Consider the following 22,550-nt stretch of genomic DNA (forward strand, 5'->3'; position numbering starts at 1 on the left):
GCGCAGAGAGGATAAACAGCCGAATGCGATGTCGGGATGATGATCCGGTGCGCCGACAGGGCCGCGTTCAGCTAACTGACCGGATCGCTCGGGTCGCCCTTTACCCCGCCCCCGACTGGCGGTATGCCGCCAGCGCAGCGTCGCGGCCCTCAGCCAGGTCCACCATGGGCGTGCGTGGATAGTCAGGCGCGTGTGCTGCCAGGAGCAGGGGATGCTGCCACGGCGCAAACCGCGCCTTCACCGGCAGTGCCGCCAGCTCGGGCACCCAGCGGCTGATGTAGCGGGCCTGCGGATCGAACTTCTCGGCCTGGGTGACCGGGTTGAACACCCGGAAGTACGGCGCGGCATCGGCGCCGGTCCCGGCCACCCATTGCCAGCCCATCGTGTTGTTGGCCAGGTCGGCATCGACGAGGGTGTCCCAGAACCAGCGCGCGCCATGCAGCCAGTGCGCGCGAAGGTGCTTGCACAGGTAGCTGGCCACGATCATCCGCACCCGGTTATGCATGTAGCCGGTGTGCCACAGCTCGCGCAGTCCGGCATCAACGATCGGCACGCCGGTGTTGCCGCGCTGCCAGTCGTGCAGTTGCGCTGCAGTCGGTGCCGCCCAGGCGAAGCGGTCGAAACGCGGATTGAGGTTGTCCGTGGGCGTCTTCGGAAAGTGATGCAACAGGTGGTAGGCGAAATCACGCCAGCCCAGTTGCCGCAGATAGCCGTCGATGTCGGCATCGGTGCCGGCACTGCGCAGTCTTTCCAGCGCATGCGCGATGCGCCACGGTGCGATCTCACCGAAATGCAGGTGCGGCGACATCCGCGAGGTGCCCACGCGGTCGGGCAGGTCTCGCTGCTCGCGGTAACCGCGCAAGGCGCCGTCCTCGAACACCGACAGCGCCTCCAGCGCACCGGCTTCACCCGGCTGCCAGTACTCCCAGAAGCCGGTATCCCAATCCAGCGTCGGTGCAAGCTGGAGATCATCAAGTGCGAGGCTGCCGACCGCGTGCGGCGTCAGTGCCTCCGGTGCGGCCTGCAGTGCCGGCAGGCGCCAATGACTGAGCACGTTGCGCCAGTACGGCGTGAACACCTTGTACGGCTGTCCCTGCTGGGTGGCGATGTCCCAGGGCTCGAACAACAGGCTGCCATTGCAGCTCTGCGCGTCGACGCCCTGCTCGCGCAGCGTGCGCTTGATGGTAGCGTCGCGAGGCTGGGTGGCCGGCTCGTACTTGCGGTTCCAGTACACCGCCTCGGCGCCGGTCTGCTCGATCAGCAACTGCAGGGCCGGCAGGCTGTCACCACTGCGCAGCACCAGCGACGAGCCGCGCGTGCGCAGGTCGGCATCCAGTGCGGCCAGTGAGCGATGACGCCAGGCATCGGACGCCGCGCCGGGCGCCCATTCGCCTTCCTCGTGCGGCGCGTGGATGTACACCGGCACCACATGGTGACCGGCGTCCAGCGCGGCCTGCAGGGCCGGATTGTCCTGCAGCCGCAGATCACGGCGGAACCATACCAACGCTACCGACACATGCACCGCCTTCGTTGTGGAAGGCGCACATGATAGCCAGCGGTGGTGAAGGCGATGCGCGCAGACGCCGTCTGCTAGGCTGCACGGCCGCTGCCCGATGGACTCTGACATGGATGATCTTCACGCCTCATTCGCCCGCTTCGGGCTGCTGCATGCCCAGCACGAGAGCGACTGGCAGGGCCCGTTCCCGCTGCCCCCGGTACTGGCACGCTTCTACGCGCAGGTCGGGCCGCTGGGCGAAGTGATCAATGCCCGGGTAGGCACCGCCGGCATCACCGTTCCCGGCCTTGATGTCTGGATACCGCCGCTGCAACGCCTGTGGAGCCATCAGGCCGGCTATCGATGGCATGGCATCAGCGGCGAACGGATCAACGACTGGCCCTCGAACTGGCTGGTGATTGCCGATCGCAGCGCTGATCCGCTCATCCTCGATCTGGACGACGGCCGTGTGCTGTTCAGCCATCACGGTGCCGGCCTGCTGGATGCCGTCGAAATGACTGCCGACGTGCCGACCCTGATGGCAGCTCTGGCTGCAGCAGGCACGGTGTACCTCGACGCCGGCGATGACCTCTACAACGACGATGACGATGGCGGCATCCGCCCTGAACACCAGGACGCAGCCGTACAGGTGGTGGCCCGGGTACTGGGCGACCGCCTGCAGGCCGAATCGTTCATCGAGACGTTGCTGGACTGAATCCACGCATGGCGCGGATCTACCTTTCGAAGCGCTTCATCGCTTCGCTGATCAGCGCCCGCGCCTCGGCGGCGTTGCCCCAACCGTTGAGCTGCACCGGGTTGCGCCCGGCCGGCAGGTCCTTGTAGACCCGGAAGAACGCTTCGATGCGCTCTCTTTCGATCTCCGGCAGATCGGCCAGGTCGCGGATGTTGGCGTAGGTCGGGTCAACCTTGTCGGTCGGCACGCCGATGATCTTCTCGTCGTGCTCGCCGCCGTCGATCATCTTCAGGTAGCCGATCGGCCGGAAGCGTACGATCACGCCCGGATGCAGGGGTTCACGGGTCAGCACCAGCGCGTCCAGCGGATCGTTGTCGCCAGCCAACGTGCGCGGCATCGAACCGTAGTTGGCCGGATAGGCGACCGGCATCGACTGGAAGCGGTCCACATGCACCAGGCCGTCTTCCTTGATCTCGTACTTGGTCACGCTGCCGGCGGGAATCTCCACCGCCAGATTCACCTCCCGCGGGGCTTCCCTTGGTTGGGCCACCAGGAACGGATGCAGCACGGTATCGGCAGCGGTCACCGCTGTCGCGAGCAGGAGCAGGGCCCCGCCGATGGCAGCCATGGGGACAAGACGGCGTACGGTTTTCATCTGGATCTCCTCATTCCCAGCAGCGATCGGCGCGACCCTTGGCGGTCTGCGCACGCGGGCAGTCGCGCGGTGCGATGCGGCCTTCGGTCAGCTCCATGCGCTGTTTCCCCCCCTTGGCATCGCGGCGCAGTTCGAAGGCATCGTAGAGACGGCCGGTCACGGTGCGTGCTTCATAGCGCAGGCGCTGCGGGTCGATGTTCAACACCTGGAACAACTGGGTGTCTTCGGCCACCGGATCCATCGTCTTTCGTGCCTCGTCGGAGAGACGGTACTGCTTCGGCCCCGCCACGGTTACCACGTACTGCGGCGTTGCGGCCTGCCCCTCGCCACGGCGGCCATAGGTGTGGTCGTGGCCCTGCAGCACCAGATCGACGTTGTGGCGGCGTACCACCGGCAACAGCACCTCACGCAGCGCGGCGTTCTCGCGCCCTTCGCGCGGCGAGTAGAACGGCTGGTGCAGCAACACGATGGTCCACGGCTGCGGATTGCCGGTCAGCACCTTGTCCAGCCATTGCGCCTGTGCCTTGGCGGTGCCAAGGTCGAGTGCCGAAGTGCCATCGACCACCGCCACGCGCACGCCCTGCGCATCGAACCAGTAGCTGCTCTGCTGCGCAGCGCTGGCACCATTGCCCGGCAACGCGAACGTGACCGGCCAGTGGCGGCCCAGCACCCGGCGCTCCTGCGGGGTGTCCTCGAATTCCTCGAAGTACTCGTGATTGCCTATGGCCGGCGCCACCAGCATTTCCTGCGCCAGCCAGCCGACGGCGGCAAACCATTCGCCCCACTCGCTGTCATCCATGTTGTCGCCGCCGCTGACCAGGTCGCCGGCAAACAGGCTCATGCGTGCCTGCGGTGCGGCCTTCTGCGCGGCACGCACCACGCGGCTGACATGGCTGACGTTCTTGTTCTGGGTATCGCCGAAGTACAGCAGGGTCAGCGGCTGGTCGGCGGCAGCCAGCGTGCGCAGCTGGTTCCATGCACTCCAACTGCCGTTGCCCTGCACACGGTAGACGTACTGGGTATCCGGCTGCAGGCCATCGATATCTGCACGATGGTGGTGCGACAGGCCGTTCTCGGTCTGCAGCGCGCGGGTCGTCGCACGAACCTGGCGGATGCCTTCGATGGCCGGCGAATCTGCGGCCATTGCGATCTCCAGCAGCGGCGCCTGCACGCTGCCATCGGTGCGCCAGGCCACTGCGAACCCATGGCTGGAATCGGCCGCCGGCGAGGCGACGATGCGGTCCGGCACCGTCGTCGCTGCGTAGTGGCGGCTACCTGCCGGCACCTGGGTATTCGGTTCGGCCGCCGCGAACGACAGCGACGGCAGCGCCAGCAGCAGACCCAGGGCCAACGTGCGCATCACGCGCTGCCGGCTCATGCGCCACACTCCAGCGGCAAAGCCAGTTGCTTGGCGATGCTCTCCCAGTCGAACGCTACCACGCCCTGGTCGTCATGCACGGCATAAAGCGCACCGTGCGGGAAGCGCGTGCTGGCTTGCTGCATCATCCAGATGCCATCGGTGTTGGCCACGGTATTGCCCTGGAACGCGCCGACCGGCTTCAGCGTGTGCCGGTCGAACAGATGGAACACGCTGCGCTGCTTGCCCTGTTCGGTGGTGATCCACCAGCCATCCTTGCCGCAGGTGCGCAGGGCCACGCCTTCGGCCTGTGCCTTGAACACGTCGCGGCCGAAGGTGGTGCCGGTGAAGCGGCCCGCGAGGGTGTAGACCTTGAACTCGCTGGCGTAGCTCTCGTCCTCTTCGGCGATCAGCAGGCGGTCGTTCTCGGGATCGCCCCAGATCGACTCGACCACGCGCAGCGCACCAGTCTCGGTGGTATCGCCGATGCTGGCCACCAGCTTCGCGTCGACCTTCTCACCATTGCGGGTCACGTGATACTGGCGCACGCGCTTGTCCAGCTCGGCCAGCGGCGGCAGGATGTCGCGCCCCTGTGCATCCTCGCCGTTGTCCCAGGAGTCGGTGACGTAGACGCTGTAGCCATCGGCACGGCGGTCGACCCACAGCCCGTAAGGCTTGCGCAGGTCGTCCGCCGCGAACGTCGCCAGCGGCGCGAAGTCCGGCAGGCGCAGTACCTGCACGCGGTGATTGTCGCGCTCCACGATCCACAGCAGGTCGTCGGTCACCGCGATGCCGTTTGGGCGGTCGAACTGCCCCGGTGCGGTGCCGCTGCTGCCGACGTCACGCAGGTGCTGGCCGGTGCTGCCGTCGTAGACCACCAGCTTGTCGGTGGCCTTGGCAGTGGCGATCAGCCACAGTACGCCGTCCGGCGCGCGCCAGGCCGCCGGCGAGTCGATGTTGTCGGCCGGGGTCATCGGTGACAGGAACGCTTCGGCGATGGTGGCTACCTTGCGCTCGCCACTGGCGGCCGGCGAGGCCGCTCCCGCAACCGGATCGTTGCCGGTGGCCGGCGTGCAGCCGGCGACCAGCGTAGCCGCCAGCGCGGCGGCCAGGACAGTGACGCCACGCCCCATCACAGCGCCACCTTCAGGCCCAGCGCATAGGTGCGGCCGTACTCTTCCAGCTGCAGGGTGCGCGAACGGGTGCCCTGGTACAGCTCCAACGGCTTGTCCAGCAGGTTCTGCGCCTCGAAGTACACGCTCACGCGCGGGGTGAACTTGTAGTCAAGCGAGAAATCGAGCTGGGTGTTGGGTGCCACGTAGATGTCGAATGCGCGCCCCTTGCCGATGCTGTCCAGGTACTCGCTGCGGTACACGGCCGCCAGGCGCGTGCTTACACCGTACTTTTCATAGCCGATGTGTGCGCTGTAGACATGCTTGGAAGCGCGCGGCAGCGTGAAGTCCTCGCCCGCACGGTCCTTGATGCCGGCATCGAACTTCGTATCCAGCCAGGTGCCACTGGCGCCGACCAGCAGGCCATCCAGGCCGTCCGGCAGGAAGGCCAGCTGCTGCTGCCAGTTGAACTCCGCACCACGCACGGTGGCCTTGCGACCATTGATCGGCTGCGTCACATCGAATCCACCGTAGGCCGGATCATTGGTGCGCACGGTTTCGACGATGTAGCCATCGATCGACTTGTGGAACAGGCCCAGCGAAACGATGCCGCTGCTGCCGATGTACTTCTCCACCGACAGGTCGATGTTCTTCGACTCGTACGGATCCAGTTCCGGGTTACCCAGGCGCACTTCCTCGTCACCACGGCTGTAACCCACGCGCGGCGAGACGTCGCCGAAGGACGGGCGCGATACGGTCTTGTTGGCCGAGGCGCGCAGCACCCAGTCATCAGCCGCGTCATAGCGCAGGTGCAGGCCCGGCAGCACGTTGGTGTAGCTGCTGTTGGCCACGCGCGGGGTGACGGTGAAGCTGCGGCCGTTGGCGGCCACGTCCACCTGGTTGCCGATCGCCTTGAAGCGGGTGTTCTCCACGCGCACGCCGCCGATGAGGCGCAGCGCGCCCACGTCCCAGGTACCCATGGCGTAGCTGGCGAAGATGTCTTCGCTGGCCACGTAATCCTCTTCCAGCGACGTCATCGCATTGCCGCCGACGTCCTGCGGGCGGGCGCTGTACTGGCTGCCATTGGCCGCCCAGAAGGCACGCATCGCCGCCGAATCCATGCCGTCGCCGAAGTTGCCGTGGCGATGTTCGGGCGAGGAGGTGGTCCAGCCCGCCAGCGCCACCTTCGGGCCGACGCGCAGTTCGCGCTCATCCACATTCACGTCGCGGTCGCGCCAGCGGCCCAGCAGACCGAACTTGATGCTGCTGCTGTCGCCGTCGAAGCGCACGTTGACCTGCGCGCTGTGCTCCTTGTCGTTCACCTGCTTGGGCGATAGCACGAAGCGGTCGAACGCGTAATTGCTGTTGTCCAGCCACTGCGGGTTGTCGAAGCTGTAGCTGGGCAGCCGGCTGCTCTGGTCCAGGCTGCCGTTGAACGCCTTGCCGTTGAGCTTGAAACGCGCCTCCATCTCGTCGTTCACGCGCTCTTCGGTACGGGTGTAGCCGATCCGGTAATCAACCACGGCGTTGGTCAACTTGTGCTCGCCGCCCAGGCTGGCCGCGAAGGTGTTTTCCTTCTTGGTGCGGTAGCGCATGCGCTTGTCGATCGAGTCCTTCGGCATGCCATTCAGGCGGTACTGGTCGGTGCCGGTCTTGACCATCTTCGCGTCGTCGAAGTTGAAGATCACGCGCTGGCGGGTCTCCGCATCGTCGAACTGGCTGTACAGCGTGCGCAGGTAGTACCTGCTGTCTTCGTCCGGCCGCCAGTCGAGGTTGAGGTTGGCGCCGATGCGCTTGCGCTCGATCTCGTACTTGCGGTGTTGCAGGTTGATCGCGGTCACGTCACCGGGGGCAGCATCGTCCTCGCCGTCGTACTCCACTTCGGTGTTGTCCGACTCGAACCGGCGCTTCTGGTAGTTCACGCCCAGCGCCACGCCGAAGGTGTCGTTGAACACTTCGCTGTAGTTGAAGGCCGCCTTCGGGCTGGTCTCGCCGGACAGCTGCTGGTGGCTGCCCTCGATCTTGCCACGCAGGCTGCGACCGTCGCGGTCGAAGGCCGAGGCCGATTCCACCAGCACGGCACCGCCGATGGCATCACCGGGCATGTCCGGGGTCGGCGACTTCACCACGCGCAGGCGTTCGGTGGAATCGGACGGGATCACGTCCAGCGGCGCGGCACGGCTGGAATCCTCCGGCGTGCCCACGGCGATGCCATCCACGCTGACGCTGTTGAGATTGGCGTCCAGGCCACGGATGACCACGAAACGGCCCTCGCCCTGGTCACGGGTCACGCTGATGCCCGGCAGGCGCTGCAGCGACTCGGCCACGTTCTTGTCCGGGTACTGGCCCAGGGCATCGGAGGACACCGCGTCTTCGATGGCGTCGCTGCCGCGCTTGAGGTCGACCGCGCGGACCTGCGATTCGAGCTGGGCGCGCACCTCGATACGGTCCAGGTCGACCGCGTCGGCCGCCACGGCGCCGGTGGCGGCTACCGCCTGCTGCCCGGCGGCCTGCAGCGGGGCGGCAGCCCCCATCGCCAGGGTCAGGGTGATGGCAACGGCCAACGGAGTCTTGATATGCACTGGGAATCCCCATTCCTGTTAAGAATGGGTCTGCACGGTATGTCCGCAAGGTTGCATGGCCGTGACATGCCCCTGCACATTTCATGTACAGCGGCCCCGGGCCCGGTTTGGGCTTCGCCCCGCCAATCCGGCAAAATGGCGGCCTCTCTCCCTATTCCCCTTCCCGACCATGAAGATCGTCGAAGTGCGCCACCCGCTGGTGCAGCACAAGATCGGCCTGATGCGCAACGCTGCGCTCAGCACCAAGGATTTCCGCGAACTGGCCAACGAGCTGGGTACGCTGCTGGCCTACGAGGCCACCGCCGACCTGGATACCGAGCCGCACACCCTGGCCGGCTGGGCCGGCCCGGTGACGGTGCAGCGCATCGCCGGCGCCAAGATCACCGTGGTGCCGATCCTGCGTGCCGGCCTGGGCATGCTCAGCGGCGTGCTGTCGCTGATTCCGGCCGCCCGTGTCAGCGTGGTCGGCCTGCAGCGCGATGAAGAAACCCTGCAGCCGGTACCCTACTTCGAGCGCCTGACCGGCCGCCTGGAAGAGCGCGACGCACTGATCCTCGACCCGATGCTGGCCACCGGCGGCACGCTGATCGCCACCATCGACATGCTCAAGCGCGCCGGCGCCCGTCGCATCAAGGGCATCTTCCTGGTGGCCGCGCCCGAAGGCATCGAAGCAGTGAAGGCCGTGCATCCGGACGTGGAAATCTACACTGCGGCCATCGATGCCCAGCTCAACGACAAGGGCTACATCCTGCCCGGACTGGGCGACGCGGGTGACCGCATCTTCGGCACCCGCGTCGGCTGATCCGGCGAACCGTGGTCGGATCCCTCTCCGCAGGAGAGGGCTCTGACCCGACAACCGTTCGCCGGCCCGCTTCGCCGCGTCACGTGAACGCCCGTGGACGCGGGTGTGGCCGACGCGTGATTCTTCACGTGGCCTTACCGGTCGGAAGCGAATGCTCCGCGCACCCGCCACCGCTTGGAGCTCCCGATGAAAGCCTCTTTCCTGCTGGCCGCTGTCCTGCTGGTCGGCCTGCCCCTGACTGCCAATGCCACCACCCCGCAGCAGCAGCGCATGGCCGAATGCTCGGCCAAGAACAAGGGCTTGAAGGGGGATGCCTACAAGACCGCGCAGAGCTCCTGCCTCAGCGGTCATGCCGCCGAAACCAAGCCGGTCAATACGCAGCAGGAACGCATGCGCAAATGCAACGCTGACGCAGGCGCGAAGAAGCTGGCCGGCGATGCGCGCAAGACCTTCATGAGCAGCTGCCTGAAGGCGTCGTAACGACGAGTGATGTGGAGCCGAGCCCACGCTCGGCTCTGCCATTAACCTAGGGCGCGCGCCTTCAGCTCGCCCTGTTCGTGCAGGGTCACGAAACGTCCCTTGTCATCACGGCCCAGCTGCGCCAGCGCCACCTGCGGGTCGTGGGTGAAGAACAGCCGCACGTTGCGCGCCAGCTTGTCTTCAAGGAACTGCCGTTTCTCGTCGATCAGCAATTCGGCATTGCGGTCATAGCCCATGGTGATCGGCACGTGCACCCATGAACGACCTGGGATGAGGTCGGCACAGAACACCACGCCACCATGCGCATCTTCACCGGCATGCGCGTGGCCAACGATCTCGGCCAGCATCAGCCCCGGCGTATGCCCATCGCTGTAGCTGAAGCGCACGCTGCGGCCGAGCGCCTTCGAGTACTCCCCCTCCACTACTTCCAGGCGGCCACTGGCCTGCAGCAGGCCGGGCAGCTCAGGAATGAAACTGGCCCGATCGCGCGGGTGTGGCCGCACGGCGCGCTGCCAATGCTGCGCACCAACCACATAGGTTGCGTTGGGGAACAGCAGTTCGGGCTCACGCCCTTCGCTCCATGCGGCAAGCAGGCCACCGGCATGATCGAAGTGCAGGTGGCTGAGCACCACCACGTCGATGTCCTCGTGCTCGAAACCCGCTTCGCGCAGTGAATCGATCAGCACGTGCTGGCTTTCCTGCACGCCATAACGCTCGCGCATGCGCGGGTCGAAGAACGCACCGATACCGGTTTCAAACAGTACTGTCTTGCCTTCCAGCGGACTGGCAAGCAGCGCACGGCAGGCCAGCTCGATGCGATTGAGCTCGTCCGGAGCCGCCCATTTTTCCCACAACGCACGCGGCGCGTTGCCGAACATCGCGCCGCCGTCCAGGCGCTGCGAGTTTCCACGAATAGACCAGAGTTTCATGCGTCGATTATCGGCGCCGGACTGTTAAATAATCGCTAGAAAGGAAACAGGAAACCCCGCCGGTTGGCGGGGTCCTGGTGATCTGCCAGATTGCCGGCCAGTGGCCGGCACCGCCACATCAGTGGGCCGGCACGACCTGGGCACTGCCCACCGGATTGCGCGGGTCGCTGCCGCCGAACAGCTTGTTCGCCTTGCGGTCCCATTCCACGGTCTGCAGGTTGCCCCACACGTGGCTGGAACCGCGACCGCCGGCGGCGACATTGCCCGGCAGGTCGATCCTGTGGCCCATCGCCTGCAGCTGCTTCACCGTCGCCGCGTCGAACGCATCGTCCTCGGCTTCGATCAGATCCGGCAGCCACTGGTGGTGGTAGCGCGGCAGCGCGGCAACCTGCTGCGCGTCCAGGCCGGCGTCGTAGCCGAGGATGCCCAGCAGCACCATGGTGATGATGCGGCTGCCACCCGGCGTGCCCAGCACGATCACCTTGTCGCTGTTTTCCATGAAGGTCGGCGTCATCGAGCTGAGCATGCGCTTGCCCGGCTTCGGCGCATTGGCCTCGTAGCCCATCACGCCGAAGGCATTGGGCGTACCCGGCTTCAGCGCGAAATCGTCCATCTCGTTGTTCAGCAGCACGCCGGTGCCCTTGGGAATGAGCCCCGAGCCGTACAGCAGGTTGACGGTCTGGGTGGCGCCGACGCGGTTGCCGTCGCGGTCGATGATCGAGAAGTGCGTGGTCTCGTCGTCTTCCAGCGGCGTCGGATTGCCCGACAGCAGGTCGCTGGGCGTGGCCTTCTCCGGATGGATGGTCGCGCGCAGGCCCTGTGCGTAGTCCTTGCTGGTCAGCACCTTCTGCGGGATCTGCACGAAGTCCGGATCGCCGAGGAAGAACGTACGGTCGCGGTAGGCACGGCGCATCGACTCCACCACCAGGTGGGTGCGGTGCGCCGGGTCCATCTTCCTGATGTCCCAGCCTTCCAGGATCTGCAGCATGCTGGCCAGCGCGATGCCACCCGACGACGGCGGCGGCGCGGTGGTGATCTTCCAGCCGTTGTAGTTGAACACGATCGGCTCGCGCTGCTTCACGCGGTAGCCGGCCAGCTCTTCAGCGGTCCACTTGCCGCCGGCCTGCTTGACGCCGGCCAGCAGCAGCTTTCCGGTCTGGCCCTTGTAGAAGCCATCGAAGCCACCTGCGGCCAGGCGCTCCAGCGTCTGCGCCAGCTCCGGCTGCCTGAACAGGTCACCGCTGGCGATCGGCTTGCCGTTGCGCAGATAGACTTCACGCGTGCCGGGATAGCGCTCCATCACTTCACGGCGCGACGCATAGCCCTTGGCCATGCGGTCGTACACCGGGAAGCCTTCGCGCGCGATGCGGATCGCCGGCTGCAGCGATGCAGACAGCGGCAGCTTGCCGTGCTTGGCCGACAGTTCGACCAGCGCCGCAGGCAGGCCGGGAATACCCGCCGACCACGCACCGTTGACCGAGCGGTCGCGGTCCAGGTTGCCCTGCTTGTCGAGGAAGGCCTGCGGCGTGGCCGCCGCCGGTGCGGTCTCGCGTGCATCCAGCATCACGTCCTTGCCGGTGGCCGCGTCGTGCAGAAGGAAGAAGCCGCCGCCGCCGAGTCCGGAACTGATCGGCTCGACCACCGCCAGCGTGGACGAGACCGCCACCGCAGCGTCGAAGGCGTTGCCGCCCTGCGCCAGGATATCGATACCGGCCTGGGTGGCCAGCGCGTGGCCGCTGGCAATGGCTGCGCCGTCGGGGCGCTCGGCACGGGCCGGGCTGTCGGCCCAGGCCATCGGGCTCAGCAGCAGGCCGAGCAGCAACAGGGGGCGGACGATCAGCGTCTTCATTCGGATGGGGGCTCCGCATAGAGTTCGGGGTGATCGTGCTGCAGCTGGCGCAGCTTGGCCAGCAGCTGGTCTTCCGTTTCCACGATCTCCGGATCCGGGTCGATGCACTCGACCGGGCAGACGACCACGCACTGTGGCTCGTCGAAATGACCCACGCATTCGGTGCAGCGCGCAGGGTCGATCACGTAGATGGTTTCACCCATCGCAATGGCCTGGTTCGGGCAGGCCGGCTCGCAGACGTCGCAGTTGACGCAGAGCTCGTTGATTTTCAGCGACATGGCGATACTCCTCGCCCGCGCCTTGGGACAAAGGACCGGCCAGCGCGGGCGCGCGGGCCGGTCAGGTCATCAGCGGCGCCCTGGCAGGACGCCGCCCGGGCCATGCCGGAGCATGGCCGCCATGGCTCGGTATTACTTGGCTTCGACGAAAATGTACTCGGCACCGGTCGGCTGGATCGCAGCCTGCACGCGGGCGTTGTCGGCCGACTGGCCGATGAAGACGACGCGCACGCCCTTCATCGAATCCGGCGACACGTCCTTGAACACGGCCTGGATCATGTCAGCCATCTTGCCCGAGGCCGACGAACCAAAGGCCAGCATGTTGCCCGGCTGCACGCCACGGGCCACGGCCTGGGTCGCGCTCTCGGTCTGGCGCTCGTACTTGGCCTGGAAGTCCGGGTCCGATTCCGGGGAGAGGTAATACAGGAACGGGCTGTTGGTGATGTTGCCCATGTTCTGGATCGCCACTTCCTGCAGGTACTTCTTCCAGCCGGCATCGTCGTCCTTGGACGGAGCGACCAGGGCCTGCTTGGCCTCGTCGACCGGAGCGGCCTCTTCCTTCTTGCAGGCGGTGAAGGCCAGGGCCAACGAAGCGATCAGCATCGCGCGCATGGTGGTGTTCATGGATTTCCTCCCGGAATGGTGCGTGGTGTTGTACGTAATGGGGTGCAGGTACGGCGGGCTTACGACTGTGCCGCCTTCGCTTCGCGGACCTTGCGCAGGGCTTCGAGCACCGCGGCCGGCACGAAACCGGACACGTCGCCGCCCAGGCGCGCGATCTCGCGGACCAGCGAGGACGAAATGAAGCTGTGCTGCTCGGCCGGGGTCAGGAACAGGGTCTCGACCTCGGGGATCAGGTGGCGGTTCATGCTGGCCATCTGGAACTCGTACTCGAAGTCGGACACCGCGCGCAGGCCGCGCAGCAGCACCCCGCCCTGGACCGAACGTACGAAATGGGCCAGCAGGGTATCGAAGCCGATGACTTCGACATTGCCATGGTGGGCCAGGGCGCCACGCGCCAGCTGCACGCGCTGTTCCAGCGGCAGCGCCGGGCCCTTCGACGGGCTCTGCGCCACGCCGACCACGACCTTTTCGAACAGCGGCGCGGCCCGGCTCACAAGGTCGATGTGACCGTTGGTGATCGGGTCGAACGTGCCGGGATAGACGGCAATGCGGCGGTTGGCCACGGTCATGGGCGGTAGCAGATGTTCAGATGAGGTCAAAGTGTAGCAGTGGCACGGCGGTACAGGGCAAAGCGCACCTCACGGGTGCCGCCCTCGCGGTGCAGCAGCCAGCCCTGCGGCAGCACCGGCACGTGGCCGGCCGGCGATTCCAGGTACAGCCAGGCATCGGCTGCCAGGTGCCGCGGCAGCTGGGCCAGCACGTCCTGCCACAGGCCATCGGCGAATGGCGGGTCGATGAACACCAGATCGGCCTGCTGCGCCTGCGCACCCTGCAGCCAGCGCAGGGCATCTGCCTGCACGACGCTGATCTGGTCGCCGGCCTGCAGCTTGGCCACGGCGGCGGTCAGGTTGCGTCCCAGCTGCGCATCGCGCTCGACCAGGGTGGCGTGGGCGGCACCGCGCGAGACGGCTTCCAGCCCCAATGCGCCGCTGCCTGCGAACAGGTCCAGGACGCGGGCCCCGCCCAGCTTGGGCATCAGCCAGTTGAACAGGGTCTCGCGCACACGGTCGCTGCTGGGCCGAAGCCCCGGCAGGGTCGGCACCGGCAAGCGGGTATTGCGCCAGCGACCGCCGATGATGCGGACCTGGCCGTCGTTGCCCCCACGGCCGCTCATTGGCGCCCCCGGCGGGAGGTATTCAAGAATTTCAGCATGAGTGGGATTGTAGTTCGGCCGGCCCGCGGCCGGGGACGCGCCAACGCATGCGCGCTGTCGCTCCCACGCTTCGCTGCGCGAAACGCGGGCCCCACTTACCAGCTTCCATACCCCCGCCGCTTCGCGGCCGCCCCCTGACTCAGGGGGCTCTACCCCAGACGCGATCCGAGGCTCGACATACAGGCGGGGTCAGATCCGTTTTCCTGCGGAAAACGGATCTGACCCTGGTTTGGATTTCGATATCTGAGAGATTCCATCCACGCATGGCGTGGATCTACTGGCCGCCGGCCAACTATCGAAGGCGGGGCGGTGTCGGATTGCGCGGCGTCCGCGGCATGGATGCCGCGGCCAAGCCCCAAGGACGGGTTCACGGCGTCCCCGCAATCCGACACCGCCCCGCCATCCCACGGATAGCCCGCTGTTGCTTCGGCTGTTGCTCTGGCCTCTGCGGGTGCCGGGCGCAGCCCGGCCGAACAACCCCTTGATTTCGGGACAATCACCCCTACCCCTTGGCGAGGCCGCACGCGCTGGCGCGGCATTGCACATGGAGCCCTATCGATGACCGAGACCACCCAGACCGAAACCCTTGGCTTCCAGACCGAAGTCAAGCAACTGCTGCAGCTGATGATCCACTCGCTGTACTCCAACAAGGAAATCTTCCTGCGCGAGCTGGTCTCCAACGCTGCCGACGCCGCCGACAAGCTACGCTTCGAGGCCCTGACCCAGCCGGCGCTGCTGGAAGGCGACAGCGAGCTGCGCGTGCGCGTCAGCTTCGACGCCGCCGCCCACACCATCACCATCGAAGACAACGGCATTGGCATGAGCCGCGCCGAAGCCATCGCCCACCTCGGCACCATCGCCAAGTCCGGCACCGGCGACTTCCTGCGGCAGCTGTCCGGCGACCAGAAGAAGGATTCGCAGCTGATCGGCCAGTTCGGCGTCGGCTTCTACAGCGCTTTCATCGTCGCTGACGAAGTGGAAGTGACCTCGCGCCGCGCCGGCCTGGCTGCAGCCGAAGGCGTGCGCTGGAGCTCGCGTGGGGAAGGCGATTTCGAAGTGGCCACCGTCGACAAGGCAGAGCGCGGTACCCGCATCGTGCTGCACCTGAAGGACGGCGAGCACGACTTCGCCGATGGCTGGCGCCTGCGCAGCATCCTCAAGAAGTACTCGGACCACATCGGTTTGCCGATCCAGATGCCGAAGGAAGGTGGCGAAGAAGGCGCCACCGTCGAGTGGGAGACCGTCAACCGCGCCAGCGCGCTGTGGACCCGCCCGCGCACCGAGATCAGCGACGCCGAGTACACCGAGTTCTACAAGCACGTAGCGCACGACCATAGCAACCCGCTGGCGTGGAGCCACAACAAGGTCGAGGGCAAGCTGGAGTACACCTCGCTGCTGTACGTGCCCGGCCGCGCGCCGTTCGACCTGTACCACCGCGATGCGCCCAAGGGCCTGAAACTGTACGTGCAGCGCGTGTTCGTGATGGACCAGGCCGAGCAGTTCCTGCCGCTGTACCTGCGCTTCATCAAGGGCGTGGTCGATTCCAACGACCTGTCGCTGAACGTCTCGCGCGAGATCCTGCAGTCCGGCCCGGTCATCGATTCGATGAAATCGGCGCTGACCAAGCGTTCGCTGGACATGCTGGAGAAGCTGGCCACCGACAAGCCCGAGCAGTACGCCACGTTCTGGAAGGAGTTCGGCCAGGTGCTGAAGGAAGGCCCGGCCGAGGACTACAACAACCGCGAGAAGGTGGCCGGCCTGCTGCGCTTCGCCTCCACCCGTGGCGACGGCGATGCGCAGAGCGTGTCGCTGGCCGATTACATCGGCCGCATGACCGAAGGCCAGGACAAGATCTACTACCTCACCGGCGAGAGCTACAGCCAGGTGCGCAACAGTCCGCACCTGGAAGTGTTCCGCAAGAAGGGCGTGGAAGTGCTGCTGCTGACCGACCGCATCGACGAGTGGCTGATGGGCTACCTGACCGATTTCGACGGCAAGGGCTTCGTCGACATCGCCCGTGGCGATCTCGACCTGGGCGCACTGGAAACCGATGCGGACAAGCAGGCACAGGAAGCGGCAGCAAAGGACAAGCAGGGCCTGGTCGAGCGGCTCAAGACGGTCCTGGGTGACGAAGTGGCCGAGGTGCGCGTGTCGCACCGCCTGACCGATTCGCCGGCGGTGCTGGCCATCGGCGAGCAGGACCTGGGCCTGCAGATGCGCCAGATCCTGGAAGCCAGCGGGCAGAAGGTGCCGGACAGCAAGCCGGTGCTGGAGATCAACCCGGGCCATCCGCTGATCGCCAAGCTCGACGCCGAAGCCGATGGCGCGCGCTTCGACGACCTCGGCCGGGTGCTGTTCGACCAGGCCGCGCTGGCCGCCGGTGACAGCCTGAAGGATCCGGGTGCCTATGTGGCGCGCCTGAACAAGCTGCTGCTGGAGCTGTCGGCCTGATCGAGGCGGTGGTCGCCGGGCATGGCCCAGCGGTGCCTTGGTAGAGGCCAACCTTGGTTGGCGCCCCAAAAGCGTGCCAACCAAGGTTGGCACCTGCCAGGGGGGGTAAGCATGCCAACCAGGGTTGGCACCCACCAGGGGCGGCGGTTCGCGCCTGCCGAGGGGGCTCAGGCTTCCCGATCCAGCAGCGAACCCAGCAACGGGTCCTGGCGGCGGATCACCGAGGCATTGGCGGCGAAGGCCACCACCTCGGCTTTCGCCGCCAGCAGATCTCCCAGCGGTGCACCGACATCAGCGCCGGCGGCAGTCACCGAGGCCTGCACCCCACCCTGTCCAGTGGCACCGCGCTGCAACTGCAGGCGCTGCGCATCGGGGGTGGCCAGATTGGCCACGTTGTGCGCTGCCACCTGCACGCCCTGCTGGGCCGCACGCATCCCGCCGAGGGCGATTCCCATCACGTTGTTCATGGCGGTCTCCGGGCCGCTCCGCGCAACCCTCCGGACCGGTTAACGGCCGGCCGGCCGCGACCTTGAGTCCACATCGGCCCGACAGGCCTGAGTGGTAGCATATCCCTCTGATTTCAGCGCCTTTTGCCAATGCTCAGTTTTTTCCGCCGCAAGAAGCCCCAGGATGCCCCCACCACGGAGGCGTCCAAGACCCAGCACTACTCGGCTGAAGAGCTGGCGGCGGCGTTCCCGTCGGCCGCCCCGGCCGAAGACGCACCCACCGCCGCGGTGGTCGAAGCCAATGCACCCGCACCTGCACCGGAATCGGCCCCGGTCGCCGAAGTGCCTGCCGTGCCAGCTGCGCAGCCGGCCACCGCGCCCGAGGACGTCCAGGCTGAAGCGCTCGCTGCGGCCGCTGTGCTGGCTCCTCTGGCTCCGGTCATTCCGGTCGAGGAACCCACCGCCCCGGCCACCGACCTGCCTGCGCTGGTGGATGCCCCTCCGGCGCCCGCCGGCAAGCCCGGCTGGCGCGAGCGCCTGCGCAACAGCGTCATCGCGCGCAGCTTCGGCGGCCTGTTCTCGCGCAACCCCAAGCTCGACGACGATCTGCTGGACGAGCTGGAAACCGCCCTGATCACCGCCGACGTCGGCGTGGGCGCCACCACCGATCTGGTCGAGGGCCTGCGCAAGCGCATGAAGTCGCGCGAGTTCGCCGACGCCAATGCGCTGCTGGCCGCGCTGCGCGCCGAACTGATCGCGATCCTGCAGCCGGTGGCCAAGCCGCTGGTGATCGACCGCAATGCCAAGCCCTTCGTAGTGCTCACCGTCGGCGTCAACGGCGTCGGCAAGACCACCACCATCGGCAAGCTGGCCAAGCGCTTCAAGGATGACGGCCACAGCCTGATGCTGGCTGCCGGCGATACCTTCCGCGCCGCCGCCGTGGCCCAGCTGCAGGCCTGGGGCGAGCGCAACGGCGTGGCCGTGGTTGCGCAGGGGCAGAACGCCGATGCCGCTTCGGTGGCATTCGACGCGCTGCAGGCCGGCAAGGCCCGCGGCACCTCGGTGCTGATCGCCGATACCGCCGGCCGCCTGCACACCCAGTCCGGGCTGATGAACGAGCTGGGCAAGATCCGCCGCGTGCTCGGCAAGATCGACCCCACCGCCCCGCACGAAGTGCTGATGGTGATCGACGGCACCACCGGCCAGAACGCGCTGTCGCAGCTGCGCCAGTTCAATGCCGCAGTGAACGTGACCGGCCTGGTGGTGACCAAGCTGGACGGCACCGCCAAGGGCGGCGTGGTGTTCGCACTGGCCCGCGAGTTCGGCATTCCGATCCGCTTCGCCGGCATTGGCGAGCGCCCGGAAGACCTGCGTGTATTCGACCCGGAAGCCTTCGTCGACGCCCTGCTGCCCGAAGCATTGGGCGCCTGATACACCGTGCAGCCACGCATGGCGTGGCTCTACTGCGATCTGGTAGAGCCACCCCATGGGTGGCTGCCTCCTTCCGGAACACTCATGCCCCGCCAGCCGCACGCCAGCGCCGACACTGCCAAGGAAGACGACTTCGTCGCCCGCCTGCTGCACTGGTTCGACGACCACGGTCGCCATGACCTGCCCTGGCAGCACCCGCGCAGCCCCTATCGGGTCTGGTTGTCGGAGATCATGCTGCAGCAGACCCAGGTGGCCACGGTCATCCCGTACTTCCATCGGTTCCTGCAGCACTTCCCAACCCTGCCCGAGCTCGCCGCCGCCAGCAATGACGCGGTGATGGCGCAGTGGGCCGGGCTCGGCTACTACGCCCGCGCACGCAACCTGCATGCCGCCGCAAAGCGCTGCGTGGAACTGCACGACGGCGACCTGCCGCGCGATTTCGATGCATTGCATGCCCTGCCCGGCATCGGCCGCAGCACCGCCGGTGCGATCCTCAGCCAGACATGGAACGATCGGTTCGCGATTCTCGACGGCAACGTCAAGCGCGTGCTCAGCCGCTACCACGGCATCGACGGCTTTCCCGGCCTGCCGGCCATCGAGAAACAACTGTGGGCGATTGCCCAGGCGCACGTCGCGCAGGTGCCGGCCGGGCGCATGGCCGATTACACCCAGGCGCAGATGGATCTGGGCGCGACGGTATGCAGCCGGGCCAAGCCGGCCTGCGTGATCTGCCCGCTGCAGGACGCGTGCGTGGCGCGGCGCGAAGGCCGCACCGCTGAACTGCCCACGCCCAAGCCCAGCAAGACCCTGCCCGAACGCGAAGCGGTCGCCCTGCTGCTGCGCGACGCCCAGCAACGCGTGCTGCTGCAGAAGCGGCCGGACACCGGCATCTGGGCGCAGCTGTGGACGCTGCCGCAGGCCGAGGCCGGCAGCGACCTGCAGGACTGGTTCGACGCACATGTCGACGGCTCGCTGGAAGATGCAGAGGAACTGCCGGTGCTGCAGCACACCTTCAGCCACTACAGGCTGCACCTGCAGGTATTGTCACGGAAGGTGCGCGGCCTGCGTGTGGAAGAACCCACGCTGCGCTGGGTCGCCAACGACGAGCTACCCGCATTGGGCCTGCCGGCACCGATCCGCAAACTGCTCGACGGCGCCACGATCAAGACGCCGAAACGAAATTCCAGCAAACCCCGTAACCACGAGTGAATGCCATGCCCCGAACCGTCTTCTGCCAGTACGAACAACGCGATGCCGAGGGCCTGGACTTCGTGCCCTACCCCGGCGAGCTGGGCCAGCGCATCTTCAACAACATCGGCAAGCAGGCCTGGGCCGCGTGGCTGGCCCACCAGACCATGCTGATCAACGAGAACCGGCTGTCGCCGCGCACGCCGGAACATCGTGCGTTCCTTGAAGGCGAACTGGTCAAGTTCCTGTTCGAGAAGGACGCGGAAAAGCCGGCCGGCTTCACCCCGGAAACCTGACAGGCAGGTCGTGCAGGCCGATGGCCGGCAATCTGGCATCTGCGCGATGCCGGCCAGCGGCCGGCACTACCGCGCTATTTCGCGTTTTCCTCGCGCTCCTGCACCTGCGCCTGGCGCAGCTTCTGCTCGGACGCGCGCAGCGCCTTCACATCCAGCTTGCGGATGCTGTTGATGAAGCACGGCAGGCGCGGGCCGCCGGTGGGGTCGCGCACCAGCACTTTGTCAAAGCGCGACGACACACGGCCCATGCTGCTGGTCAGACCGATGGCGGTCGCATACGGCAGGTCCTGGCAGGGACCATTCAACTCCAGCAGATAGGCTTCGCTGGGACGGGTCCACACCGCCAGCGCACTGTCGCCCAGCTCGGTCCAGCCATTGAGGCTGCCAAAGAACTGCATGTCGTTCTGCGGCGCGCCGGCGTGGGCACGGTACAGATCCAGTCTTTCGGTACTGCTGAGCCGGCCGGTCGTCGCACAGGCGGCCAGTGCCAGGCAGAGTCCGGCCATCAGGATCGGGGTCTTCATGGCGATCTCCTCGGGGAACTGTCGCCATCATGCGCCTGGGCTGGCAACGCCGGCGCGACGGCTCGTGCCCCATTCAGCCGCCGGTCGGCGGCTACTGGCCGGACCACGGTAGACGCCAACCTTGGTTGGCGCTTGCCCTGCAGGAGCAGCCGACCAAGGCCGGCCTCTACCAAAGCGGTCCCAGCGCTCAGACGTCGGCGTGGGCCAGCGCGTGCAGGCGCCCTTCGCGCAGCTCCAGCACCCGGTCCAGGCGCCGCGCCAGGCTGCGGTCGTGGGTCACCAGCACCAGGCTGGTATGGCGCGCGCGGTTGAGTTCCAGCATCAGCTCGAACACGCTGCCGGCGGTGCGGTCATCCAGGTTGCCGGTCGGCTCGTCGCCGAGCACGCAGGCGGGATGGTTGACCAGCGCACGCGCCACTGCGGCACGTTGGCGTTCGCCGCCGGACAGCTCGCCCGGCTTGTGGTCCAGGCGATGGCCGAGGCCGACCGCTTCCAGCAGCGTGGTCGCCCGGCTGCTCGCCTCGGCCACGGCGGTGCCGGCCAGCAGCACCGGCATCATCACGTTTTCCAGCGCGGTGAATTCCGGCAGCAGGTGATGAAACTGGTAGACGAAGCCCAGCGCCTGGTTGCGCAGCAGACCGCGCGCGGTATCCGACAGCGCCGACATGCGCTGGCCGGTCACATACACTTCGCCGGCAGTCGGAATGTCCAGGCCGCCCAGCAGGTGCAGCAGCGTGCTCTTGCCGGCACCGGAGGCACCGATGATCGCCACCGTCTCGCCAGCAGTCACGGTCAGGTCCAGCCCATCGAACACCGGCGTCTGCATGCGCCCTTCGGCATAGGTCTTGCCCAGCGCTTCGGCGCGGATCACTTCATCGCCGCGGTTGACGACCTTATTCATAACGCAGGGCCTCCGCCGGCTGGGTGCGTGCTGCCCGCCAGGCGGGATACAGGGTGGCCAGGAAGCTCATCAGCAGCGCGACCACTGTGATCGCCACCACGTCGCCGGTCTGCATGTCGGTCGGCAGGCCGGTGATGTAGTACACATCCTCCGGCAGCAGCTTGACGTTGAACACGCTCTCGATGGCGCCGAGGATGCGTTCCAGGTTGAGGGTCAGGGTGATGCCACCGATCAGGCCGGCCAGCGTGCCGAAGATGCCGATCAACGAGCCCTGCACCATGAACACCTGCATCACCCCGCCCGGGGTCAGGCCCAGGGTGCGCAGGATGGCAATGTCGGCCTGCTTGTCGGTCACCAGCATCACCTGCGAGGACACCAGGTTGAAGGCCCCCATGGCGATGATCAGCGACAGCAGGATGCCCATCACCACCTTCTCCATGCGCAGCGAGTGGTAGAGATTGGCGTTCTGCTGCGTCCAGTCACTCACGCGATAGGCGCCACCGAGGCTCTGCGCCAGGTCCACGCCCACTTCCAGCGAACGGTCCATGTCGTGCAGCTTCAGCCGCACGCCGGTGGCGCCGTCGCTACGCAGCACGCGCTCAAGGTCCTGCATGTTGGCGAAGCCGACGCCGCGATCGACCTCGTTGTACCCGGCCTCGAAGATGCCGCTGACGGTGAAGCGCTTCATCCGTGGCACTGCACCGGCAGGCGTACCCTGCACTTCGGCAAAAGTCACCAGCACCTGGTCGCCAACGTCCACGCCCAGCCAGATCGCCAGCTCCTTGCCCAGCAGCAGGTTGAAGCTGCCCGGCTTGAGGCTGTCATAGCTGCCCTTGGTGACCTTCCTGTCGATCACCGAGACGTTCGGCTCCAGGGCCGGATCGATGCCCTGGATGATCGCGCCCTGCACGCGCGGGCCGCTGATCATCGACTGGATCTCGATGTACGGCGCGGCACCCGCCACGCGCGGATCCTTGCGGGCGACATCGACCACCCGCATCCAGTCCGGCATCGGCTCGCCGTCGCGGCTGATGGTGGTATGTGCGGTCATCTGCAGCAGGCGGCTGCGGATTTCCTTCTGGAAACCGCTCATCACCGCCAGAGTGGTGATCAGCACCGTAACGCCGAGCGCGATGCCCAGGATCGATGCCATCGAGATGAAGGAGATGAAGCCGTTGCGGCGCTTGGCGCGCAGGTAGCGCAGGCCAATGGCCACGGGAATGGGTTTGAACATGCAGGCACG

At 66.8% G+C, this 22,550-nt stretch carries 22 protein-coding genes; 7 read left to right on the plus strand and 15 right to left on the minus strand.

Annotated features, from left to right (window positions below; genetic code table 11):
- Positions 1–100 precede the first annotated feature (100 nt).
- Positions 101–1,516 carry a cryptochrome/photolyase family protein gene (locus ACM0PB_RS07365; protein WP_065179489.1) on the minus strand — a complete coding sequence of 472 codons (1,416 nt, stop codon included), beginning with the start codon at positions 1,514–1,516 and terminating at the stop codon, positions 101–103.
- Between the two features lie 109 nt (positions 1,517–1,625).
- On the opposite strand from ACM0PB_RS07365, the gene ACM0PB_RS07370 reads away from it, so the two are divergent.
- The gene (locus tag ACM0PB_RS07370) at positions 1,626–2,210 is read left to right on the plus strand and encodes a hypothetical protein (RefSeq protein ID WP_065179490.1); all 585 of its coding nucleotides are present in this window, start codon (positions 1,626–1,628) and stop codon (positions 2,208–2,210) included.
- A gap of 19 nt (positions 2,211–2,229) precedes the next feature.
- On the opposite strand, the gene ACM0PB_RS07375 is transcribed toward ACM0PB_RS07370, so the two are convergent.
- The 4 genes from ACM0PB_RS07375 to ACM0PB_RS07390 are packed head-to-tail and all read right to left on the minus strand — an operon-like array spanning position 2,230 to position 7,847.
- Entirely contained in the window at positions 2,230–2,844 is a 615-nt protein-coding gene (locus tag ACM0PB_RS07375; RefSeq protein ID WP_065179491.1) for an inorganic diphosphatase, read from the minus strand.
- A gap of 10 nt (positions 2,845–2,854) precedes the next feature.
- Positions 2,855–4,204 (minus strand): purple acid phosphatase family protein, encoded by a 1,350-nt coding sequence (locus tag ACM0PB_RS07380; protein ID WP_231112035.1) that lies wholly within the window; start codon positions 4,202–4,204, stop codon positions 2,855–2,857.
- 14 nt (positions 4,205–4,218) lie between these two features.
- A complete protein-coding gene (locus tag ACM0PB_RS07385) occupies positions 4,219–5,334 on the minus strand; it encodes an NHL repeat-containing protein (RefSeq protein ID WP_053499166.1) in 1,116 nt (371 codons plus the stop codon).
- Complete coding sequence (locus ACM0PB_RS07390; RefSeq protein WP_414604678.1) at positions 5,334–7,847, minus strand: TonB-dependent receptor; 2,514 nt, start codon at positions 7,845–7,847, stop codon at positions 5,334–5,336. Before ACM0PB_RS07390 ends, ACM0PB_RS07385 begins: the two co-directional genes overlap by 1 nt.
- A 217-nt stretch (positions 7,848–8,064) precedes the next feature.
- Here ACM0PB_RS07390 and upp point away from each other — a divergent pair, with 217 nt between their 5' ends.
- Together upp and ACM0PB_RS07400 are read left to right on the plus strand one after the other, a co-directional pair.
- Complete coding sequence (gene upp, locus ACM0PB_RS07395; protein WP_005416149.1) at positions 8,065–8,697, plus strand: uracil phosphoribosyltransferase; 633 nt, start codon at positions 8,065–8,067, stop codon at positions 8,695–8,697.
- A gap of 186 nt (positions 8,698–8,883) precedes the next feature.
- Positions 8,884–9,177, plus strand: a complete 294-nt coding sequence (locus tag ACM0PB_RS07400) for a PsiF family protein (RefSeq protein WP_065179494.1) — start codon at positions 8,884–8,886, stop codon at positions 9,175–9,177.
- A 41-nt stretch (positions 9,178–9,218) separates the two neighbouring features.
- Here the strand turns inward: ACM0PB_RS07400 and ACM0PB_RS07405 are convergent, their stop codons facing one another.
- The 6 genes from ACM0PB_RS07405 to rsmD form a co-directional block, all read right to left on the minus strand.
- A complete protein-coding gene (locus ACM0PB_RS07405; RefSeq protein ID WP_005416147.1) occupies positions 9,219–10,106 on the minus strand; it encodes an MBL fold metallo-hydrolase in 888 nt (295 codons plus the stop codon).
- 118 nt (positions 10,107–10,224) lie between these two features.
- Positions 10,225–11,955, minus strand: coding sequence for a gamma-glutamyltransferase (gene ggt, locus ACM0PB_RS07410; protein ID WP_065195834.1), 1,731 nt, complete (start codon positions 11,953–11,955; stop codon positions 10,225–10,227).
- Positions 11,952–12,233 carry a YfhL family 4Fe-4S dicluster ferredoxin gene (locus ACM0PB_RS07415; protein ID WP_004153175.1) on the minus strand — a complete coding sequence of 94 codons (282 nt, stop codon included), beginning with the start codon at positions 12,231–12,233 and terminating at the stop codon, positions 11,952–11,954. Before ACM0PB_RS07415 ends, ggt begins: the two co-directional genes overlap by 4 nt.
- 132 nt (positions 12,234–12,365) lie before the next feature.
- Positions 12,366–12,857 carry a hypothetical protein gene (locus ACM0PB_RS07420; protein ID WP_004153167.1) on the minus strand — a complete coding sequence of 164 codons (492 nt, stop codon included), beginning with the start codon at positions 12,855–12,857 and terminating at the stop codon, positions 12,366–12,368.
- Between the two features lie 59 nt (positions 12,858–12,916).
- Positions 12,917–13,426 carry a pantetheine-phosphate adenylyltransferase gene (gene coaD, locus ACM0PB_RS07425; RefSeq protein ID WP_005416145.1) on the minus strand — a complete coding sequence of 170 codons (510 nt, stop codon included), beginning with the start codon at positions 13,424–13,426 and terminating at the stop codon, positions 12,917–12,919.
- Positions 13,427–13,452: 26 nt separating this feature from the next.
- On the minus strand, positions 13,453–14,031 hold the full coding sequence (rsmD, locus tag ACM0PB_RS07430; protein ID WP_262219660.1) for a 16S rRNA (guanine(966)-N(2))-methyltransferase RsmD: 579 nt from the start codon (positions 14,029–14,031) through the stop codon (positions 13,453–13,455).
- 597 nt (positions 14,032–14,628) lie between these two features.
- Between rsmD and htpG the strand changes: the two genes are divergently transcribed.
- A complete protein-coding gene (gene htpG / locus ACM0PB_RS07435; protein ID WP_414604672.1) occupies positions 14,629–16,521 on the plus strand; it encodes a molecular chaperone HtpG in 1,893 nt (630 codons plus the stop codon).
- Between the two features lie 167 nt (positions 16,522–16,688).
- Here htpG and ACM0PB_RS07440 read toward each other — a convergent pair whose 3' ends face one another.
- On the minus strand, positions 16,689–16,988 hold the full coding sequence (locus ACM0PB_RS07440; RefSeq protein ID WP_065185205.1) for a hypothetical protein: 300 nt from the start codon (positions 16,986–16,988) through the stop codon (positions 16,689–16,691).
- A 129-nt stretch (positions 16,989–17,117) separates the two neighbouring features.
- On the opposite strand from ACM0PB_RS07440, the gene ftsY reads away from it, so the two are divergent.
- The 3 genes from ftsY (at position 17,118) to ACM0PB_RS07455 (ending at position 19,882) form a co-directional block, all read left to right on the plus strand.
- On the plus strand, positions 17,118–18,398 hold the full coding sequence (gene ftsY / locus ACM0PB_RS07445) for a signal recognition particle-docking protein FtsY (RefSeq protein ID WP_005416141.1): 1,281 nt from the start codon (positions 17,118–17,120) through the stop codon (positions 18,396–18,398).
- A gap of 84 nt (positions 18,399–18,482) precedes the next feature.
- Positions 18,483–19,607 carry an A/G-specific adenine glycosylase gene (mutY, locus tag ACM0PB_RS07450; RefSeq protein WP_139726973.1) on the plus strand — a complete coding sequence of 375 codons (1,125 nt, stop codon included), beginning with the start codon at positions 18,483–18,485 and terminating at the stop codon, positions 19,605–19,607.
- Between the two features lie 5 nt (positions 19,608–19,612).
- Positions 19,613–19,882, plus strand: coding sequence for an oxidative damage protection protein (locus ACM0PB_RS07455; RefSeq protein WP_005416139.1), 270 nt, complete (start codon positions 19,613–19,615; stop codon positions 19,880–19,882).
- Between the two features lie 74 nt (positions 19,883–19,956).
- Here ACM0PB_RS07455 and ACM0PB_RS07460 read toward each other — a convergent pair whose 3' ends face one another.
- The 3 genes from ACM0PB_RS07460 to ACM0PB_RS07470 all read right to left on the minus strand — a co-directional run bounded on the left by ACM0PB_RS07460 (position 19,957) and on the right by ACM0PB_RS07470 (position 22,541).
- Complete coding sequence (locus ACM0PB_RS07460) at positions 19,957–20,406, minus strand: DUF6491 family protein (RefSeq protein WP_414604673.1); 450 nt, start codon at positions 20,404–20,406, stop codon at positions 19,957–19,959.
- Positions 20,407–20,593: 187 nt separating this feature from the next.
- The gene (gene lolD, locus ACM0PB_RS07465) at positions 20,594–21,307 is read right to left on the minus strand and encodes a lipoprotein-releasing ABC transporter ATP-binding protein LolD (protein ID WP_414604674.1); all 714 of its coding nucleotides are present in this window, start codon (positions 21,305–21,307) and stop codon (positions 20,594–20,596) included.
- Positions 21,300–22,541, minus strand: a complete 1,242-nt coding sequence (locus tag ACM0PB_RS07470) for a lipoprotein-releasing ABC transporter permease subunit (RefSeq protein ID WP_005416136.1) — start codon at positions 22,539–22,541, stop codon at positions 21,300–21,302. Before ACM0PB_RS07470 ends, lolD begins: the two co-directional genes overlap by 8 nt.
- Positions 22,542–22,550 lie beyond the last annotated feature (9 nt).

Origin of the sequence: Stenotrophomonas sp. AR029, from assembly GCF_047520695.2 — a bacterium.
In the GTDB taxonomy this organism is placed as follows: domain Bacteria; phylum Pseudomonadota; class Gammaproteobacteria; order Xanthomonadales; family Xanthomonadaceae; genus Stenotrophomonas; species Stenotrophomonas sepilia.